We start from the raw sequence: 18,323 nt of genomic DNA, 5'->3' as shown, positions 1-18,323 counted from the left end.
AAACGCCCTACACATTTGGTTTGTCTTACTTTGTTTAGTTTTCAAAGATCTATTTAATTTCTTTGTTGCCGTAACAACTTTTTAATAATAACAAATCATCAAGTAGTTGTCAACAACTTTTTTCAATTAATTTCTTTACGTAATTAAGTTTATGTGTTGCTACCAAGCAACTTAAAAAGAATAACATAACTGATAAATAAAAGTCAACATTTTTTTAAAGTTGTTTTTTATTTCTTTTTTTGTAAAATAGCAATGAAAATAATATACTACTTTTTTAAATTATTGTAAACATCTTTTTTTAATTATTTTTTATTCTTTTTATTTTGGTACAATGTAATTATATAAAAGAAGCGGAGGTTTTAATTATGAAGATACTTGTTGTTGATGATGACAAAGAAATTGTTGAATTATTAAGTATATATGTTAAAAATGAAGGATACGAAGTTATTAACGCTTATGACGGTAAAGAAGCTCTTAGTAAAATAGCGACTAATCCAGATATAAGCTTGATGATTCTAGATATCATGATGCCTAAAATGGATGGAATGGAGGTCGTTAAAGAATTAAGAAAAGACTCTCAAATCCCTATTATTATGCTAACAGCTAAAACAACTGATATGGATAAAATTCAAGGCTTGATTGCTGGAGCTGATGATTATGTGACTAAGCCTTTTAATCCTTTAGAAATTATGGCGAGAGTTAAGTCTTTGCTACGCCGAACTAATATGCAAATCCAAGCTGATGTACCTGATGTTTTAGAAATTGGACCACTTATTATAAAAAAAGACTCTCACGAAGTTATGACTGACAAGGGATCGAATATTCAACTCACAGCACTTGAATTTGGTATTTTGTATTTACTTGCTAGTCATCCAAACCGAGTTTTCAGTGCTGATGAAATCTTTGAAAGAGTTTGGCAACAAGAAAGTTTAATTTCTGCAAAAACTGTTATGGTTCATGTCAGTCACCTGAGGGACAAAATTGAAGAAGCTACCAATGGTGAAAAAGTCATCCAAACAGTTTGGGGTGTCGGTTATAAAATTGAAAGATAATCAAAAAAAATATAATCGGATTCAACTTACTTCTAAAGAAAAAAGTGAGCTTCTTATTGAAGGAATCGTCACTATCATTTTGTTAATCCTTTTAAATTTAGCCATTTACATGCTACTAGTTCAAATTTTCCAATCAAGTCTTTCGATTGATAAAATTTTAAATAGCTTTATTCCTTCTATATATGATACTTTTTACGATCCTAATTATTTTGTATGGAAAAAGCCTATATTTTTAATGTTTAGCATAATTGATATAGCAGTTCTTTACTGGCGTTTGATTCGTCGCTATAAACAAATGCAGCAACGTCATATCATCAGCGAACTTCATTTTATTTCAAATGGTCATTATGATCATAGAATTCCTTTTGATTTGAATGGTGATTTAGGAAAATTAATCAGAAGCATTAACGCTCTAGTTGATAGTACCGTCGAAGCAATCGAAGAAGAAAGACGAATTGAGCAATCAAAAGATGAACTTATTACAAACGTCAGCCACGATATTAGAACTCCTTTAACTTCTATTATTGGTTATCTAGGCCTCATCGAAGAAAGAAAATTTTCTAGCCAAGAAGAGTTATTGAAATACACTCACACAGCCTATATGAAATCTAGACAAATGAAAGTTTTGGTGGATGATTTATTCGAATATACAAAAGTTAGACAAGCCAATACACCTTTGAACTTGGTCACATTTGATATGCAGCAACTTATTGCTCAAATTGTTGTTGATTTTGAATTAGATGCCTCAAAAAAAGGGGTTCTAATTGATTTTCAAGGTACGCCTCCCTCACTTATGATGGAAGGTGATACCGAAAAATTAGTTCGCGTTTTCGATAATCTTCTATCCAATGCTCTTAAGTATGGTGTAGGAGGTCAACAAATTATGATTCATTCCAAAAAAATTGGTTCTGAAATCGTCATTACTGTTAAAAATGACGGACAAGAAATACCTAAAGAATCTTTAGATTTACTTTTTGATCGCTTCTATCGTGTGGAAGAATCTCGTTCTCAACAAACCGGTGGAACTGGTTTGGGGCTTGCTATTGCTCAAAGTATTATTTCTTTGCATAACGGCTATATCTATGCAACTTCAGAGCAGGGCTGGACATCTTTTGTCATCCACCTACCTTTAAAAAATATTTAAAAAAATAAAAAAGAGCTCAAATCATTGCTTTGGCTCTTTTTTTTTGCTAAATTTTGTTATGACGTATTATCGTCTACTAGAAAGGAAACACACTTTATGAAACAAAGAAAATGGCATTTTAAAATTTTATTAGTAATATTTATTTTTATTTCTCTTCCCTCTCAGGTTTCAGCTTCCAATGATGACTTCTATGTATCGGCAAATGCAGCTCTTGCTGTTGATTATGATACTGGAAAAATACTTTACAATCAAAACGGAGATGAACCTCTCGGTATTGCTTCCATGACAAAATTAATTACTGCTTATATTGTTTTTGATGAAGTTGATAAAGGAAACATCTCTTGGGATGACACAATAAAAATTAGTGATAATTTAAAAAAAATGAGTAAAAATCCTGATCTTTCTAATATTCCAATTGAAGATAAACACATCTACACAGTTGAAGATGCTCTATACGGTTCTTTAATTTCCTCTGCAAACTCTTTAACTTCTGCTCTTGCTGAACATATTTCTGGAACCGAATTAAAGTTTGTTGATCGGATGTATGATCAATTAAAGACATGGGGAATCAATGACGCCACTCTTGTAACTGCTTCTGGACTAGGAAATGAAGATATGGGAAAAAATATTTATCCCGGTTCTAAAAAAGAAGACGAGAACATGATGAGCGCTAGAAGTATAGTAATTGTTGGGCAGCACTTAATTGCTGATTTTCCAGAAGTTCTTGAAATTACATCTTTACCTAGTGCCACTATCCTAGAGAACTCTACAAAGGATGGCATCGTTATTTGGAATTCTAACGGCATGCTAGAAGGTTTTGATTATTATACTGAAGGCGTTGACGGTTTAAAAACTGGAACAACACCACTTGCTGGAGATTGCTTTATCGGTACTGCTACTAGAAATGAGCATCGTATTATTACTGTTGTAATGGGTGTTGAAGATGGCTTTAATCGTTTTGATGAAACAGCAAAATTAATGGATTACATTTATACAAACTGGTCCTATGAAGTTATTAAGAAAAAGGGCGACCCTGCAAATACACCCACAATCGATGTTCATCATGGAAAGAAAAGTAAAGCTAATATTGTCTTAACTGAAGATTTAGCAGTATGGACAAATAAAGAGAATAAAGATATCAAATTATTTTTTAAACCAACTAAAAAACAATTAACTAGAAAAGAAAAAGTAGCAGCTCCCGAAGAGTCAGGCTATATTGTTGGAAAAGAGTATGGATATAATACTAAAGATAACTTAGGCTACTTGAGGAATGAAGATGAAAAGTTAGATGTGGTTGATGTTGTTCTAAAAGAAACTATTCAAAAGGAAAATGTGTTCATGCAAATCTGGCATTTAGTCGTTAAAAAAAGTTAATACAATAGTATTAACTTTTTTCTAATTTTTTTCATACTTATATGATACAATGTCTAAAATCCAAACTTAAAAGGTAGGTAGATGCATGGAAACTTCAAAAGTAACACTAAATTTACTCAGGAGACGACTAAAAAAACAAAAAAGACGTACTTTTTTAATGTTTATTGTTGGCTTACTGTTAGGAGGTACAATTGCCTTTAATATCTACTATTGGTACCCCTGGTTAAAAAATGAATTTAGTTTACCAGTAATCAATCAAATGCCCACTAAAAATGATAAAAATATCACTAAAGAATCTAAATCTACTGAATCTTCAACACAATATACTACTGAAACAACTATCGCTAAAGAGAATAATCTTATTACGCCTCGAATTGATGGAAATGATTTTACTCAAGCCTCACCTATCTATAAGGACCTTAACAAACAATTGGAGCAGACAATACAGCAATATAAACCTTCTGGAACTATACTAGCTATCAAAAATAACCAAATTGTTCTATTAAATAATTTTGGAAAAGCTAGTGACTTTTCTAATAAACCGATAGAAAGTACCTATATGATTGCATCAGTTCAAAAATTTATTACGTCGATTTTGATTATGAAATTAATTGATGAACAAAAAATAAGCTTAGACACATCTCTGGCATCATTTTATCCCGAAATTCCAAATAGTAATAACATTACTATTGACCAAATGCTTTCGATGACTTCTGGACTAACGCTTAAAGAAAAATCTAATAAAGTAAAAAATAAAGAAGACAGTATTGACTATGCTATAAAGAATGTAGTTTATGAACCAATTACAAAATGGAAATATTCAGATATTAACTTTTTTCTATTGTCAGCAATTGTTGAAAAAATTACACACACTTCCTATGAGGACTACTTCAAAGAAACGATCAAATCACCTCTTCAATTAGAACATACTGGATTCTATGATGACATAACAGAAGGAACTCATTTAATCCCTTCTTATAATGAGGAACAAGACGGAAAATTAAGTACGGAGCCAGTAAAAATACCAGAATATGCCTATATTAATGAATTAGGAACAGGTAATATGTACATTTCAGCTTTAGATTTTTTAACTATTATCCAAGCAACAATTGATGGGAAATTAACATCCTATGAAACCCTTCAGCAGACAATGCAAAGAAAACCTGCTCCCTATCCATATGATTATAAAGCAGGATTCTATGATAAGTTAGATCACTATTACGCTCATGGCATTTTTAGAAAATATGAACCTACAACTCTCTTCAACAAAGATGCTAGCACCGCTGTTGTATTTTTAAGTAATACCTTTACTGAAGATAAAAGTAATCCACAATTAACTAAAGATCTCTATCAAATTCTAACCCAACAATGATTCGAGGTGAAAAATGGAACGACTACTTGACCAAATTAAACAACTTGCCGAAAAAGAACCTAAAACACTGGAGCAAATGGCGCTTAAACTATCCGAAGAATCTGGAGAAGTCGCTCAATCTGTACTAAGCTACACCAAAGCTAGCGGCAATCAGTACAAGCAACTAACGATAAATGACATCAAAGAAGAGTGTATCGACACACTTCTCGTTAGTTTAGCTTTATATTTTAAGCTTGCAGATGATCCAGACACTGAATTATCTGATATACTCGATAAAAAAATAATTAAATGGCAAAATTACATCAATAATTGATTTGACAGATGAAAAAAAAGTCGCTATACTCTATCTAAATAATAAAACGTTGAGAGAATAGTACTTAAATAAGTTGTTTTAGAGAGTTGACGCTTGGTGAAAGTCAATACAATGAATTAAGGAATCCACTTTCCCTAAAGAATATATAACGAAAACACGATGTGGTTAAGTTATATCGGATGCAAACCGTTATTTGCTTACTAATGAAGGCACGTTTGTGCAAAATCTGGGTGGTACCGTGAAATTTAACCTTTCGCCCCAAAAAAGTTTGATGACTTTTTTGGGGCGAAAGGTTTTTTATTTTTAAAAATTTAAGGAGGATGTATTATGTTAGATGTTAAATTTATGCGTCAAAATATTGATATTGTGAAAGAAAAATTGTTAACTCGCGGGGTTAAAGAAGAAGTCTTAACTGATTTTATGACCTTAGATAAAGAAAGACGTGAACACTTAGTTCTTGCTGAAACGTTGAAGAAAACCAAAAATGATGTATCTCAAGAAATCGCGACTTTAAAACGTAATAAAGAAAATGCTGATGATAAAATCGCTGAGATGAAAAAAATTGGGGAAGAAATTAAAGTTTTAGATGACGCCATTCGTGTGATTGACGAAAAGTTACAAAATATTTCTTACACTTTACCTAACTTACCTCATGCTGATGTGCCAGTTGGTGCTGATGAAGATGATAATATTGAAGTGAGACGTTGGGAAACACCACGTCAATTTGACTTTGAAGCAAAACCTCACTGGGAAATCGCTGAAGGTTTGGATATTTTAGATTTCGAACGTGGAGCTAAAGTTTCTGGTAGCCGTTTCCTATTCTACAAAGGTATTGGCGCTCGTTTAGAACGTGCTATTTACAACTTAATGTTAGATACTCATGTTTACGAGCATGGTTATACAGAGATGATTCCTCCATACATCGTGAATGCTGATTCTATGTTTGGAACAGGACAATTCCCTAAATTCAAAGAAGATGTTTTCCAACTGGAAGATAGTAACTACACATTAATTCCAACGGCTGAAGTTCCGTTAACAAACTACTACCGTGATGAAATTTTAGCAAATGAACAACTGCCAGTTTACTTTACAGCTCTTAGCCCTTCTTTCCGTTCTGAAGCTGGTAGTGCTGGACGTGACACTCGTGGCTTAATCAGATTACACCAATTCAATAAAGTTGAAATGGTAAAATTAAGTAAACCTGAAAATTCTTATGATGAGTTAGAAAAAATGACGCAAAATGCAGAAGCGATTTTACAAAAATTAAACTTGCCATATCGTACCATTACTTTGTGTACTGGCGACATGGGATTCTCAGCTGCAAAAACTTATGATATTGAAGTTTGGATCCCAGCGCAAGATACTTACCGTGAAATCAGCTCTTGTTCTAACTGCGAGAACTTCCAAGCTAGACGTGCGAAAATCCGTTACCGTAATGACGAAGGTAAAACAGAATTTGTTCATACTTTAAACGGTTCTGGCTTAGCTGTTGGTCGTACTGTAGCCGCAATTTTAGAAAATTACCAAAATGAAGATGGCAGCGTCACAATCCCAGAAGCATTAGTACCATACATGGGCGGCCTAACAAAAATTACTAAATAAGAGTGATGAAAAAGGCGCTTAACTCCAAGCAGTTGGAAGAAATAAAAAACAATTCGTGCTTTTTGAATTGATTTTTATTTCTGAAACTGCCGCAGGAGTTGCCTTTTGAATCCAGACTAAGTAAGAGTGAATAAAAAATCGCTTTGCTCCAAGTAACTGGAAGGAATATCCAATAATCCGTGGTTTTTGGATTATTGGATATTTCTGAAGTTATCGTGGGAGCAGATTTTTTATTCCAGACTAATAAGCGTGATGAAAAAGGCGTTCAGCTCCAAGTAACTGGAGAAAAAAATAAGAGATCAGACTAAAATGTCTATCTCTTATTTTTTTTATTATGATATTATCTAAACTCTGTCATATACACTTATTATTTCTTTTGCCGAAGCTTGATAAGCTTCTTTTTCTTCAACAAGTAAATTTAATGGTAAACGACCAATCACGCCTTGTCTCCCAATAATCGTTGGCCAACCGATATATAAATCTTCGACTTCATCATAACTAGATGTTGGATAAACCCTATTTTCATCTTGCTGAATAGCTTGAATCAAACGGCTACAAGCAGAAGCGATTCCGTAACTTGTCCACCCCTTGCCAGCATGGATATGCCAACCACCTAAGCGTGTTTCTTCTTTCAATTGATACAACACATCACTTGATAACTGGATTTCTTGAAGCATTGATTTCTCACGTACACTAACAAGAGACCAAGGAACAAATTGATTCTCTCCATGTTCCCCTAGTACATAACCAGAGACATCTTGAGGTGAAACTTCTAAGTATTGACCAACTACTCTTTTCAAACGGTGGCTATCTAGTAAAGTCCCTGTACCGATGACTCGTCCGTAAGGAAAACCACTTACTTCTTGTACAAGCTTTGTTATAACATCACAAGGATTTGAGATAACAACAAAAATCCCTTTAAAGCCACTTGCTACAATTTGAGGAATACTTTCTCTCACAGCTTTAACATTATCTATTAATTCTGAATTTCGATTTTCATTGTCAATATTTTGGCTACCCACACTAATCACAACAATCTCAGCATCTTGTAAACTGGCATAGTTTTGTGTCTCAATTTTTATTGAATAATCCCAGCCTATCATGCTGTCTTCTAATTCTAATTTTTCAGCCAATACTTTTTCTTTTAGTGGATCAATTAATACTAAATGATTCGTTAATTTTTCTCGGCACAATGTATACGCCACGTCTGACCCTACATGTCCCATGCCAATAATTCCAATTTTTCCCATACTTAACAACCTCCTAGTTTTTAGAAAAAGAGTCTGACATAAAAAATGTCAAACTCTTTTTTATTATGATTCGATTGAATAATTTGGTGCTTCTTTTGTAATTTGAACGTCATGCGGATGAGATTCACGTAAACCTGCCCCACTCATTTGAACGAATTGAGCATCATCACGTAACTCTTTTAAGTTACCAGCGCCAACATAACCCATTCCAGCACGTAAGCCACCTAGCATTTGGAAAACAATATCTTGAGCGCTACCTTTGTAAGCGACACGTCCCTCAATACCTTCTGGAACTAACTTATTGGCTTCATTAACTGAACTCTGGAAGTAACGATCGCTTGAACCTTTTTCCATTGCGCCAAGAGAACCCATTCCACGATATGTTTTAAAGCGACGACCTTGGTAGATTTCAAATTCACCAGGTGACTCATCTGTACCAGCTAACATCGAACCAAGCATAACAGCATGTCCACCAGCTGCTAAAGCTTTCACGATATCGCCAGAATATTTAATTCCACCATCAGCAATAATCGCACGACCATACTCGCGAGCCACACCAGCAGCATCGTAAATTGCTGATAATTGAGGAACACCTACTCCTGCGACAACACGTGTTGTACAGATTGATCCAGGCCCAATTCCAACTTTAACAATATCAACACCAACTTCATATAAAGCACGTGTTCCTTCAGCTGTTGCGACATTCCCAGCAATTAACGTTACCTCTGGGAATTTTTCACGAATTTCTTTAATTTTACGAATAACAGGTGCACTATGCCCGTGAGCAGTATCGATAATTAACGCATCCACGCCGGCTTCAATTAATGCCACTGAACGCTCGAAAGTATCACTCGTTACCCCAACAGCTGCTGCTGCAAGTAAACGGCCGTGTTTATCTTTTGCTGCATTAGGAAATTCGATAACTTTTTCAATATCTTTGATGGTAATTAAACCACTCAATTTGCCTTCGTCATCAACAATAGGCAATTTTTCTATTTTATGTTTTTGTAAAATATTTTCTGCATCTTTTAAAGATGTTCCAACAGGTGCTGTAACTAAGTATTCTTTCGTCATTACTCCTGAGATAGGTTGTTGGTAATCAGAGATAAAACGTAAATCACGGTTAGTTAAAATACCAACTAATTTTCTATTTTCTAATGTCTCAACAATCGGAACACCACTGATTCGATAAGTAGCCATTAGATTTTCTGCTTCTGCTACTAAGCTATCTGGTGTTAAAAAGAATGGATCAATGATAACGCCACTTTCTGAACGTTTTACTTTTCTGACTTCATCAGCTTGTTTCTCAATTGACATGTTTTTATGAACAACACCTAAACCACCCTGTCTTGCCATAGCGATTGCCATTTTACTGTCTGTTACAGTATCCATACTAGCACTCATGATTGGAATATTTAGTTTTAAATTGGGCGCAAGTTCCACAGATAAATCCACATCATTTGGTAGCACGTGACTTTCAGCCGGAATTAATAAAACATCATCGAATGTAAAACCTTTTTTTGTAAATTTTGTTTCCCAATTTGTCATTAGAAAATAGCACTCCTTTAATTTTATTTTTATATAAAAACATACCAAAAAAAATACGATTCGTCAATTTATTAGATGAATATATAAAAAAATCTAATCAAGTTCTTTGATTAGATTTAGTAATATTTAACAAGAAGGGGATGAAAAAATTGCTTGCTCCAAGCAACTTTTTGAACTCCGACTTATCTCCCCATAAAGAAGGTACTTCTCAAATTGTATTTTTTCTTCAACCAATAACGTATTGCAAATGACATTGCTCCTAAAGCAATACTTAGAACAGGATCAATTGGTGGATTAATCGCTGGCGGTAGGAATGAGGCAATCGTATAAACAAATAACCATGGAACAAAACATAAAGCCATGATAAGGCCTGATTTTAAACCACCTGGTCGTTTACTTTGGTCCGCTCCTGGTTGATCATAACTATATATATATTTGTAGATTAAATAGAATGAAAATGCTCCGGCAATTGCGCCAATAACCGTTGCTAAAATCCCTTGTGGTGCTTGTCCAGCTTTTGACAGCATGCTCATCAGACCAACCATTACAGCAAGGAAAGCAAACATCATTAAGAAGTTATCTAGCATGATTTTACCAAACGTCATATCAGCTAGAGGTTCTGGGGCGTTTATAATAGCATCTGCTGCTTCTGTTGGCGTTCCATATAATTGTTTAGCTGTCATACCAGTTTTTTGACCTTCAACTAGAGCTGTTAACATATCATTAAATGCTAAGACTTTTTTCTCTTCAGCTAAGTCACTATCTTCTAATACTTTATTTAAATCAAAAATAAATTGATCATTTTTTTTTGTTAATTGTGTCATTAACTCACGATTTTGAGCAACTTTTTGTTGTAGTTCTTCTCTGCTTTCTTCCAATAGACTCACCTTTATTTTCTAATTTTAAACGTTAAATCTAAACAACATAACATCGCCATCTTTAACGATATATTCTTTACCTTCTAAACGAACACGACCGGCTTCTTTAGCTGTAGACATGCTACCATGCTCTTTTAAATCTTCATAAGAAACGGTTTCCGCACGAATGAATCCACGTTCAAAATCTGTATGGATCACACCGGCACATTCTGGTGCTTTCATACCGTTTTTAAATGTCCAAGCACGGACTTCTTGCTCACCTGCTGTAAAGTAAGTAGCTAAGCCTAATAAATAATACGCCGCACGGATTAATTTATCTAAGCCTGATTCTTCGATGCCTAACGCTTCTAAAAAATCTGCCTTATCTTCATCATCTAACTCAGCGATTTCTTCTTCTGCACGAGCACAAATAGAAATAACTTCTGCGTTTTCTGACGCTGCAAATTCTTTTACTTTTTTAACGTAATCATTGTTATCAGCATCTGCCACTTCGTCTTCTGACACATTCGCCACATAAAGAACGGGTTTAGTTGTTAATAAGAATAATCCTTTAACGATTGGTAATTCTTCATCTGTAAACTCAATGGAGCGTGCTGATTTCCCCGCTTCAAGAACAGGTTTGACTTTTTCTAAAACAGCTAATTCCGCAACAGCGTCTTTATCCTTTGTCTTTGCTATTTTAGAAACTCTTGAGTAACGCTTTTCAACTGATTCTAAATCAGCAAAAATAAGTTCTAAGTTAATGATTTCAATATCGTCTAAAGGATCAATACGTCCTTCAACGTGGGTAATGTTATCATCATCAAAACAACGAACCACATGACAAATAGCGTCCACTTGGCGAATGTTACTTAAGAATTTATTACCTAGTCCTTCACCCTTACTAGCACCTTTTACGATTCCTGCAATATCTGTAAACTCAAATGTTGCTGGTACAGTTTTTTTAGGTTTTACTAATTTTGTTAACTCGTCTAAACGATTATCCGGGACTTCTACCATCCCCACATTTGGATCAATCGTTGCAAACGGATAGTTAGCAGCTTCCACTCCTGCTTTTGTAATTGCATTAAATAATGTTGATTTTCCAACGTTTGGTAAACCAACGATTCCTGCTGTTAACGCCATTTAATTATCACTCTTTCTTTATTTTTCTTCACTCTTTTTTTCAAGAATTTTTTTCATTTTTTTGTCAAATTCACGCCTAGGCATCATCACAATATGCTGACAATTGATGCACTTAATTTTAATATCCATTCCCATTCGCACAATTTCCCATCGATTGGTTTGGCAAGCATGAGGCTTTTTCATTTCAACAACATCGCCTAATTCATACATTCATGATACCTTCCTTTTCATTTACAAAAATAGGTCACACAAGCTATATATTAACATAAAACAAGGTGATTTTCTTGATAAAATATATCCCTCTTAGAGTTAGTTATGCTTAAGCGTTTGAATCTAACTGTATTTCTAAGATATCTAAAATCCGAGTTAAGTCAGCTTGGGAAAGGTATTCGATTTCAATCTTTCCTTTACCTTCTTTCTCCTGAATAGCAACACTTGTACCAAATTTATCCATCAAACGATCTTCACTGGCTTTAATGTAATAAGGTTTTGGTTTAACAGCTTTTTTTCCTTTTTTAACAGGCAACCCTTGGGCATCATTCATATCAGCAACAATTTGCTCTAATTGACGGACTGTTAAGCCTTCTTTTAACACTCGATTAGCTAACGGGATAATCTGTTCTGCATCCTTTAACGCTAAAAGGGTTCTTGCTTGCCCCATGGACAGAGATTCTTTTTGAACTAAATCTTTAACTACTTGTGGTAGTGTTAATAGTCTTAAATAATTAGCAATGTACGGACGACTTTTTCCTAATTGCTCTGAAAGCTCCACTTGAGTTAATTTAAGATTTTTCATTAACATTTCGTAAGCTTCTGCTTCTTCCATTGGACTTAAATCTTCACGTTGTAAATTTTCTAAAACAGCAATTTGCATCATGCGCGCTTCGTCAAATTCTCTAACAATTGCAGGAACTGTTTCTTTTCCAGCTAATTTAGATGCTCTAAAACGGCGCTCTCCGGCAATGATTTCATATCCTTTAATGGTTGATTTTCTAACAATAATCGGCTGGAACACACCAGATTGTTTAATTGATTTTGAAAGTTCCTCTAATGCTTTTTCATCAAATGTTTTTCTTGGTTGATAAGGGTTAGGTCTCAGCTCTTCTAAAGGGATTTCCGTGATTGTTTCATTAGTAATATCTACTTCTTCAATCTCTGAAAAATCTTTAAACAGGGCATCAATACCTCTACCCAAACCTTTATTAGTCTTGCTCATGATTCATCACTTCTTTCGCTAAGGCATGGTAAAACTCAGCGCCTTTTGATTTTGGATCATAATCAATAATTGATTTTCCGTGACTTGGTGCCTCGGATAATCTAACGTTTCTTGGAATAATCGTGTCATACACACGTTCTCTAAAGTATTTTCGTACCTCTTCAACTACTTCAGAACCAAGATTTGTTCTAGCATCATACATGGTTAAAAGAACCCCTTCAATTCGTAAATCCGGATTGAAGTGTTTCTGAACCAAACGAATTGTGTTAAGTAATTGACTTAATCCTTCCAACGCATAGTATTCACATTGAACAGGAATTAAAATTGAGTCACTAGCAGAGAATGAGTTGATCGTTAAGTGGCCTAATGAAGGTGGGCAATCAATTAAGATATAATCATACTCTTTTTCGACCTCTTTTAAAGCCATTTTAAGGCGTGATTCACGAGCCATCATCGATGTCAATTCAATTTCTGCACCAGATAATTGAATTGTAGCTGGGGCAATATGTAAGTTTTCACGATCCGTTTCTTGAATTACTTCTTTAATCGGCACTTCATTAACTAATACATCATAAATATCCTGTGAGACATCTGATTTTTTGACGCCAATCCCACTTGTTGCATTTCCTTGTGCATCCATATCAATAAGTAGAATTTTTTTTCCTGCAGATGCTAAACATGCGCCTAAATTGACTGTTGTAGTGGTTTTACCCACACCGCCTTTTTGATTTGCAACTGATATGATTCGTACCATCGTACTTCCTCCAATATTTATCACTCTAAATTTTGTACTGATTGACTACATTAAGGGACTTTTATTGGGTGTCCCTGGTTTTCTTGGATATTTTTTAGGTGTTTCTTTTTTCTTTTCAATTACTACAACATACCGTTTATCTTCATTAAAAGGTAAAACTATTTCAACTTCTTCTACTAGCTTACCTCCTAAAATCGCAATTGCTTTTTTACTTTCAATCACTTCTTCTTCACTCTTGGCTGCTTTTAGTGCTAAAAATTTACCACCTTTTTTAACAAGTGGTATACATAATTCTGATAAGACATTTAATCTAGCTACCGCTCTTGCTGTGACTAAATCATAGGCTTCTCTGTGAATCTTATTTTGTCCAAACATTTCTGCTCTATCATGGTATAAATTAACATTTTCTAAATGTAATTCTTCACATAATAAGGTTAGAAATTTAATTCGCTTATTCAAAGAATCCACAATAGATATGTTTAAATTCGGATAAACAATTTTTATTGGTATACTCGGAAATCCTGCACCTGATCCAACATCACATAAAGAATAATTTTCATTTTTAAAGTCTAAACTAATCGCTAAAGTAATCGAATCATAAAAATGTTTTAAGTAAACTTCTTCTAAATCAGTAATAGCTGTTAAATTAATTTTTTCATTCCATTCAACTAATAATTCATAATAACGGTGAAACTGCTTCATTTGGGTATCTGACAACTCAATACCTATTTTAGCAAGTTCTTGTCTAAAAATTTCTGGTTTCATTACACTTCTCCTCATTGTGAAACAAAAATGTTTCACGGATATCTCTACTCTAACGCAAATAAAGTCAAAATTCAATGCTTTGTCTTCAATCGATAATAAAAAACTTACAATTTTTTAACTGTAAGTTTTCTTTTGATTATTTTTTTATAAAAATAGGTGCCTCTTTTTTCTTATAATAGTCTGGATTAAACTCAGGTTCACTTTTTTCTCCTAATAGACTACCAACCCATGCAATACCAAAAGCGCTAGCAATAATTGAAATAGGGACTAAATATCGTTTCTTTTCATACCATTTGCTCATAAAAAGTGCCTCCTATATAATTGACTTACCTCATTTTAGCATGAAGATTTCACTTCGTCTAAGAATTACAATTATAAAAAAATGTTTCATGTGAAACATTTTAGAGTATCATCTACCCTACTTTACCCTACTTTACCCTACTTTACCCTACTTTACCCTACTTTACCCTACTTTGTTAAACTGTAGTGTTGAGTTGGATCACTAAAACTTGATCCATGCCACTCTATTAGATTTTTATTGAACATCTTTTTTAAAATTCCTCTAGAATAACTTTTGCTTTTATTTAGTACACTCGCTGCTTGTGTAACATTTATTTTATGTTCATTGTATAGATAAACTATTATAGCTAATTCACCATCATCTAAATCCTCCTTGTAAGTATTCTTTATATAATCATCGAGTCTTTCTGATGTTCGTAACGTTCTAGATAAAATATTGTTTTCTAAAACTAAAAGGACTGAATTGTTCTCTGGTTCACTATAAACTGGTTCTTTTAAGAAGAAGGATTCCATTTCATCATAAATCCGATTAACTCCTTCATTCATTTCTCTTACCCATCCAAATTCAGTTAGTATTCTAGCTATTCTCGGATTTCTAGAATATCTAGTTTTACGCATATTATCTATTGTCACTATGTTCGGTAAGTCGCCAGGACTATGTATCTCTAATCTGTCATCATACATTTCTACACGAACATGATCTCCTCTAAATGAATAATTTCTGTGCGTTACCGCATTTACAATTCCCTCAAACCACGCGAATTCAGGATATTCAGAAATCTTCTTAAACATTCCATCATCACCTAAATATTGAAAATCTCTTAGTTGTGCTTTTATATCTCTGGCTGCGTTTTCTATTAATAAAGGTATCGGATCTTCATAGTCAAACTGCTTTATAATATTCATTCTTTTTCCTGTCATACTTTTCAAACCATCATATCGTATGAATCTCAATCTACAATTCGGTAAATACTTAAAAGTGTTCTTACCGAATAAAAGAATACCCGCATTTGTAATTTCTCCATTTCTCATAAATCCCCGTGCCTCTAACAATTGAACACTACTCAGATGTAAACAATTACGATGTTCTTTATATCTATTCAGTAACACTTCATCTATATCTTCTAAACTGCTTTGTCTTACAAGTTCATCCTCAAAACTTCTTTGCCCTTTATCATATTCTAACTGTGTTATTTGCTTGTGATTCAATTTTTTTGTATTATCGCCCATTCGTAAAAAACATTCTTCCTTATTATTACTAATAACACTGTCCGTACTGACTTCTACATCTATTACAAGGACTTTATCTTCTATTCCATTTTTGTTTATAACATTAATTTCATTAAATTCAAAAATCGGTGTTGGTTTAGTATACATGTAAATACTTTCTCTAAAAGATTCTATCGAATTAGCCTTTTCATAATTAAAACCTGATATTTCGCCATTATCTTCAATTCCAATAACTAGTTTACCTCCTGACGCATTGGAAAACCCGATGATATGTCTAATAATATCTTTAGGTGCTATTCTAGCGCTTTTTCTATCAAAAAATCTATTCTCTTTACTATTTATAAATTCTTTAATCTGTTGATTTTTCATCAGAATCCTCCTTGAGTAACACTACTTAATAAGTATACACAAAAATAATATTTATGTTAAGGATTACTAGTGTTCAAAAAGTTTATCATTCACCGATTTTAGGCATAAGAAAAAGGCTTATCACTAAGCCTTTTCACTATCTTTCTTCGCAATTTTACCTTTTTCAATATAAACCATCAAAATACTAATATCTGCTGGGTTCACCCCACTGATTCGACTGGCTTGAGCAATCGTTTCTGGGCGAATTTTTTCTAATTTTTGCACTGCTTCTGTGGCTAAACTATTCACTTTGGTATAGTCAATATTATCTGGAATACGTTTAGCTTCCATGCGTTTTAACTTCTCTACTTTGTCATTTACTTTCTTAATATAGCCTGCATATTTCACTTGAATTTCCACTTGTTCGTACACATAACGTGGGACAGTTAAGCTTTCTTCTCCTGCGAATTTGGCGATATCTTGGTAAGAAAGTTCTGGACGTTTTAATAAATCCGCTGCTAAAATACCATCTTTTAATTCAGCACTGTTTTTTTCTGCTAAATAAGCTTGTAATTCTTTGGTTGGTTTCAAACGCACTTTCTCTAAACGAGCCATCTCTGCTTCAACCATCGCTTTTTTCCCTACATAATCAGTATAACGTTCTTCGTCTGCTAAACCAATCTCGTGTCCCATCTCTGTTAAACGTAAATCTGCATTATCGTGACGTAATAACAAACGATATTCTGCACGAGATGTTAGTAAGCGGTAAGGTTCATTCGTTCCTTTCGTCACTAAATCATCGATTAACACACCGATATACGCATCACTTCTTTTTAATACAAGTGGGTCTTTGCCTTGAATTTTTAAGGCAGCATTGATTCCTGCCATTAAACCTTGGCAAGCTGCTTCTTCATACCCAGAGGTTCCATTAGTTTGCCCCGCTGTATATAAGCCTTCAATTTTCATCGTTTCTAGGGTTGGTCTTAATTGATGAGGAACAACCACATCATACTCAATGGCGTAACCACTACGCATGATTTCGGCATTTTCAAGACCTGCCACACTACGAACAATATCATGTTGTACGTCTTCTGGTAAAGAAGTTGATAAACCTTGAACATAAACTTCTTCTGTATTAGCGCCTTCTGGTTCTAAGAAAATTTGATGTCTTGGTTTGTCGCTAAAGCGAACCACCTTGTCTTCAATCGACGGACAATAACGCGCGCCAACTCCTTCAACAATTCCAGTGAACATCGGGGCACGGTGTAGATTTTCTCTAATGACTTCATGAGTATCTAAATTGGTATAGGTTAACCAGCATGGTAGCTGCTCTTGTTTGTACTTTTCATCTGCTGTTTCAAAACTAAAATGGTTAGGTTTTGTATCTCCCGGTTGAATTTCCGTTACATCATAATTAATCGAACTTGATTTCACACGAGGTGGCGTTCCTGTTTTAAACCGTTCAATCTCTAATCCAAGCTCTTTTAAATGGTCAGCTAAACCAATGGCTGGTAATGAATTATTTGGTCCTGAAGAATATTTTAATTCACCAATAATAATCTCACCACGAAGAGCTGTACCCGCTGTAATAATAACTGCTTTACTGTAGAATTTTGATCCTGTTGTGATTTCTACCCCTTTAACGACATCATCTTCAACGATTAGTTTTTCCACAATTCCTTGACGTAAATCTAGGTTTTCCTGTTTTTCAAGGGTATGTTTGAGTTCTGTTTGATAGGCAAATTTATCAGCTTGAGCACGCAATGCTCTTACGGCTGGACCTTTACCTGTATTTAACATCCTCATTTGGATATAGGTTTTATCAATATTACGACCCATTTCACCACCTAAAGCATCAATCTCACGAACGACCACGCCTTTTGCTGGTCCTCCAATGGATGGGTTACATGGCATAAAGCCAATAATATCTAAGTTAAGTGTTACAAGAAGTGTTTTCATTCCCATTCTTGCAGCTGATAGTGAGGCTTCTGAACCAGCATGTCCCCCACCAACAACGATAACATCATATTGTGTTTTGTTTTCCATTCTTTT

At 34.1% G+C, this 18,323-nt stretch carries 18 protein-coding genes and 1 other annotated feature; of the genes, 7 read left to right on the top strand and 11 right to left on the bottom strand.

The window, feature by feature from the left end; genetic code table 11:
- Positions 1-365 precede the first annotated feature (365 nt).
- The 7 genes from FM121_RS12850 (at position 366) to FM121_RS14695 (ending at position 7,165) form a co-directional block, all read left to right on the top strand.
- Positions 366-1,052, top strand: a complete 687-nt coding sequence (locus FM121_RS12850; protein WP_086952587.1) for a response regulator transcription factor — start codon at positions 366-368, stop codon at positions 1,050-1,052.
- Complete coding sequence (locus FM121_RS12845) at positions 997-2,196, top strand: sensor histidine kinase (protein ID WP_086952586.1); 1,200 nt, start codon at positions 997-999, stop codon at positions 2,194-2,196. The genes FM121_RS12850 and FM121_RS12845 overlap by 56 nt, the downstream gene beginning before the upstream one ends.
- Positions 2,197-2,292: 96 nt before the next feature.
- Positions 2,293-3,570, top strand: a complete 1,278-nt coding sequence (locus FM121_RS12840; RefSeq protein WP_086952585.1) for a serine hydrolase — start codon at positions 2,293-2,295, stop codon at positions 3,568-3,570.
- Positions 3,571-3,655: 85 nt separating this feature from the next.
- Positions 3,656-4,942, top strand: coding sequence for a serine hydrolase domain-containing protein (locus FM121_RS12835; RefSeq protein ID WP_086952584.1), 1,287 nt, complete (start codon positions 3,656-3,658; stop codon positions 4,940-4,942).
- A 13-nt stretch (positions 4,943-4,955) separates the two neighbouring features.
- Positions 4,956-5,255, top strand: coding sequence for a MazG-like family protein (locus tag FM121_RS12830; protein WP_086952583.1), 300 nt, complete (start codon positions 4,956-4,958; stop codon positions 5,253-5,255).
- A 40-nt stretch (positions 5,256-5,295) separates the two neighbouring features.
- Positions 5,296-5,519 (top strand) — a binding site (T-box leader).
- A gap of 63 nt (positions 5,520-5,582) precedes the next feature.
- Positions 5,583-6,857, top strand: coding sequence for a serine--tRNA ligase (gene serS / locus FM121_RS12825; RefSeq protein WP_086952582.1), 1,275 nt, complete (start codon positions 5,583-5,585; stop codon positions 6,855-6,857).
- Between the two features lie 179 nt (positions 6,858-7,036).
- Positions 7,037-7,165 (top strand): hypothetical protein, encoded by a 129-nt coding sequence (locus tag FM121_RS14695; protein ID WP_256958467.1) that lies wholly within the window; start codon positions 7,037-7,039, stop codon positions 7,163-7,165.
- Between the two features lie 36 nt (positions 7,166-7,201).
- Here the strand turns inward: FM121_RS14695 and FM121_RS12820 are convergent, their stop codons facing one another.
- From FM121_RS12820 to mnmG, 11 genes are all read right to left on the bottom strand, one after another.
- Positions 7,202-8,107, bottom strand: a complete 906-nt coding sequence (locus FM121_RS12820) for a lactate/malate family dehydrogenase (protein ID WP_086952581.1) — start codon at positions 8,105-8,107, stop codon at positions 7,202-7,204.
- 63 nt (positions 8,108-8,170) lie between these two features.
- Entirely contained in the window at positions 8,171-9,655 is a 1,485-nt protein-coding gene (gene guaB, locus FM121_RS12815; RefSeq protein WP_086952580.1) for an IMP dehydrogenase, read from the bottom strand.
- 182 nt (positions 9,656-9,837) lie between these two features.
- Positions 9,838-10,533: a DUF1129 domain-containing protein gene (locus FM121_RS12810; RefSeq protein ID WP_086952579.1), complete on the bottom strand. Its 696-nt coding sequence runs from the start codon at positions 10,531-10,533 to the stop codon at positions 9,838-9,840.
- A 24-nt stretch (positions 10,534-10,557) separates the two neighbouring features.
- Entirely contained in the window at positions 10,558-11,658 is a 1,101-nt protein-coding gene (gene ychF / locus FM121_RS12805; protein ID WP_086952578.1) for a redox-regulated ATPase YchF, read from the bottom strand.
- A gap of 18 nt (positions 11,659-11,676) precedes the next feature.
- The gene (locus FM121_RS12800) at positions 11,677-11,868 is read right to left on the bottom strand and encodes a DUF951 domain-containing protein (protein WP_086952577.1); all 192 of its coding nucleotides are present in this window, start codon (positions 11,866-11,868) and stop codon (positions 11,677-11,679) included.
- Positions 11,869-11,977: 109 nt separating this feature from the next.
- Positions 11,978-12,874: a ParB/RepB/Spo0J family partition protein gene (locus FM121_RS12795; RefSeq protein ID WP_086952576.1), complete on the bottom strand. Its 897-nt coding sequence runs from the start codon at positions 12,872-12,874 to the stop codon at positions 11,978-11,980.
- Positions 12,861-13,628, bottom strand: a complete 768-nt coding sequence (locus FM121_RS12790; protein WP_086952575.1) for a ParA family protein — start codon at positions 13,626-13,628, stop codon at positions 12,861-12,863. The genes FM121_RS12795 and FM121_RS12790 overlap by 14 nt, the downstream gene beginning before the upstream one ends.
- 45 nt (positions 13,629-13,673) lie before the next feature.
- Positions 13,674-14,393: a 16S rRNA (guanine(527)-N(7))-methyltransferase RsmG gene (gene rsmG / locus FM121_RS12785; protein WP_086952574.1), complete on the bottom strand. Its 720-nt coding sequence runs from the start codon at positions 14,391-14,393 to the stop codon at positions 13,674-13,676.
- Between the two features lie 136 nt (positions 14,394-14,529).
- Entirely contained in the window at positions 14,530-14,694 is a 165-nt protein-coding gene (locus tag FM121_RS14485; RefSeq protein ID WP_179203876.1) for a hypothetical protein, read from the bottom strand.
- Positions 14,695-14,861: 167 nt separating this feature from the next.
- Complete coding sequence (locus FM121_RS12780; protein ID WP_086952573.1) at positions 14,862-16,292, bottom strand: ATP-binding protein; 1,431 nt, start codon at positions 16,290-16,292, stop codon at positions 14,862-14,864.
- 123 nt (positions 16,293-16,415) lie between these two features.
- The gene (gene mnmG / locus FM121_RS12775) at positions 16,416-18,317 is read right to left on the bottom strand and encodes a tRNA uridine-5-carboxymethylaminomethyl(34) synthesis enzyme MnmG (RefSeq protein WP_086952572.1); all 1,902 of its coding nucleotides are present in this window, start codon (positions 18,315-18,317) and stop codon (positions 16,416-16,418) included.
- Positions 18,318-18,323: the final 6 nt, after the last annotated feature.

Source organism: Vagococcus fluvialis bH819 (genome assembly GCF_900163795.1).
GTDB classification, from domain to species: Bacteria; Bacillota; Bacilli; order Lactobacillales; family Vagococcaceae; genus Vagococcus; species Vagococcus fluvialis_A.
The sequence above is the reverse complement of the archived record's forward strand: the minus strand, read 5'-3'. Positions and strand labels throughout refer to the sequence as shown.

What these genes read in the sequence shown, in the direction of transcription:
- FM121_RS12850 (WP_086952587.1), top strand. Translation starts at nt 366, where the DNA reads ATGAAGATACTTGTTGTTGATGATGACAAAGAAATTGTTGAATTATTA.
- ychF (WP_086952578.1), bottom strand. Translation starts at nt 11,658, where the DNA reads ATGGCGTTAACAGCAGGAATCGTTGGTTTACCAAACGTTGGAAAATCA.
- guaB (WP_086952580.1), bottom strand. Translation starts at nt 9,655, where the DNA reads ATGACAAATTGGGAAACAAAATTTACAAAAAAAGGTTTTACATTCGAT.
- FM121_RS12840 (WP_086952585.1), top strand. Translation starts at nt 2,293, where the DNA reads ATGAAACAAAGAAAATGGCATTTTAAAATTTTATTAGTAATATTTATT.
- FM121_RS12800 (WP_086952577.1), bottom strand. Translation starts at nt 11,868, where the DNA reads ATGTATGAATTAGGCGATGTTGTTGAAATGAAAAAGCCTCATGCTTGC.
- FM121_RS12845 (WP_086952586.1), top strand. Translation starts at nt 997, where the DNA reads ATGGTGAAAAAGTCATCCAAACAGTTTGGGGTGTCGGTTATAAAATTG.
- mnmG (WP_086952572.1), bottom strand. Translation starts at nt 18,317, where the DNA reads ATGGAAAACAAAACACAATATGATGTTATCGTTGTTGGTGGGGGACAT.
- FM121_RS12795 (WP_086952576.1), bottom strand. Translation starts at nt 12,874, where the DNA reads ATGAGCAAGACTAATAAAGGTTTGGGTAGAGGTATTGATGCCCTGTTT.
- FM121_RS12830 (WP_086952583.1), top strand. Translation starts at nt 4,956, where the DNA reads ATGGAACGACTACTTGACCAAATTAAACAACTTGCCGAAAAAGAACCT.
- FM121_RS12790 (WP_086952575.1), bottom strand. Translation starts at nt 13,628, where the DNA reads ATGGTACGAATCATATCAGTTGCAAATCAAAAAGGCGGTGTGGGTAAA.
- FM121_RS14485 (WP_179203876.1), bottom strand. Translation starts at nt 14,694, where the DNA reads ATGAGCAAATGGTATGAAAAGAAACGATATTTAGTCCCTATTTCAATT.
- rsmG (WP_086952574.1), bottom strand. Translation starts at nt 14,393, where the DNA reads ATGAAACCAGAAATTTTTAGACAAGAACTTGCTAAAATAGGTATTGAG.
- FM121_RS12835 (WP_086952584.1), top strand. Translation starts at nt 3,656, where the DNA reads ATGGAAACTTCAAAAGTAACACTAAATTTACTCAGGAGACGACTAAAA.
- FM121_RS12780 (WP_086952573.1), bottom strand. Translation starts at nt 16,292, where the DNA reads ATGAAAAATCAACAGATTAAAGAATTTATAAATAGTAAAGAGAATAGA.
- FM121_RS12820 (WP_086952581.1), bottom strand. Translation starts at nt 8,107, where the DNA reads ATGGGAAAAATTGGAATTATTGGCATGGGACATGTAGGGTCAGACGTG.
- serS (WP_086952582.1), top strand. Translation starts at nt 5,583, where the DNA reads ATGTTAGATGTTAAATTTATGCGTCAAAATATTGATATTGTGAAAGAA.